This is a genomic window from Desulfoplanes sp. PS50 (assembly GCF_053851535.1).
In genome coordinates, this window is sequence record NZ_JBSPZA010000088.1 from 1 (window position 1) to 1,110 (window position 1,110).

Consider the following 1,110-nt stretch of genomic DNA (forward strand, 5'->3'; position numbering starts at 1 on the left):
AAGGGACATCCATGATAAGTAAGTCAAGGGGGAAGACGTAGTTTTCCCATCACCCTCCCGAGTTTTCCTGTTCGGTTGGCTTTTTTTCCCTTACATTCTCACCACTTCTTTTTTTGCTCTTTCTCAGCTGCCAGCAGACTGAAGGTCGCGGCCAGACATCCATTTGCAGTATCGGGTCGGAACCGAGCTATTTTCTAATGCACTGTTCCATATTCGTGACCGTCACTGAAGATTAAGTTTGGGCTAAACCCGCCAGCCTTTAAACAGGTTAAAGGTATATCACGATGAAATCGTTCATACAGTCCCTTTGGAAAGGACTGGCGGGAAAAGTATGATGCAAATGTAAGTATGGACTATGAGGGACGGATGGCGTGATTTTTGGAGTGTAGGTACCCCAAAGTAGCCTGCAAGTTCAAAAATCATGACATCCGTCCCGCTTGTTATATCAAAGCAGCATCTACCGATCTATCAACAAAATCATTTTTGCTTTTGTCTACTGCAAGCATATAGGCTACCAATTTTCGAGCAACTGCCAGGGTTGCTCTGTTCTTGTTACCCTTTTCGAGTTCTCGCTCATGAAATGTCTTGATTTGTCTATTCCATCTGGGAGCAAGCTTTGCCGCCTCGATGAGAACCCATTGAAGATGTTTGTTCCTTTTCTTTGAGATTGGACCTCGCATGTTTTTCCCTGCGGATTCTTTTTGAGCACTGCAGAGGCCACAATAACTCACCGCCCTGCTAATGCTGGAGAATCTGTTTGGATCTTCTATCTCTAAAACCCATGTGAGTGCAGTCACTTGCCCCACTCCTTTGATTGTCATTAACCGGTCGACCCGTTCCTTGATAAGAGAATCCGTTTCCAAAAGATTGATCAGTTTTTTCTGCAATCCGGTGAGCATCTCAAAATTTGCACGACTCAATCGAAGCATCAAAAGAACAGATTCCGGGATGTCCTCAATAGTATCTAATAGATGAGAAAAATATCTTGAACCATGTAACTTTTGCTTGTTGTAGACAACGCCCAACTCCATAAGCAAACCTGATATTTTGTTCTTCATGCATGTACCTTGACGAACCAATAGATTTCTGTATCTAAGTACTCTTCTAAGG

The 1,110-nt window shown here is 43.3% G+C and carries 1 protein-coding gene; it reads right to left on the reverse strand.

Annotation, left to right across the window (positions count from 1 at the left end; all coding sequences use genetic code 11):
• Positions 1 to 440: 440 nt before the first annotated feature.
• A partial coding sequence (locus tag ACTVJH_RS15870) for a transposase (protein ID WP_455992865.1) occupies positions 441 to 1,110 on the reverse strand: 670 nt, incomplete at its 5' end.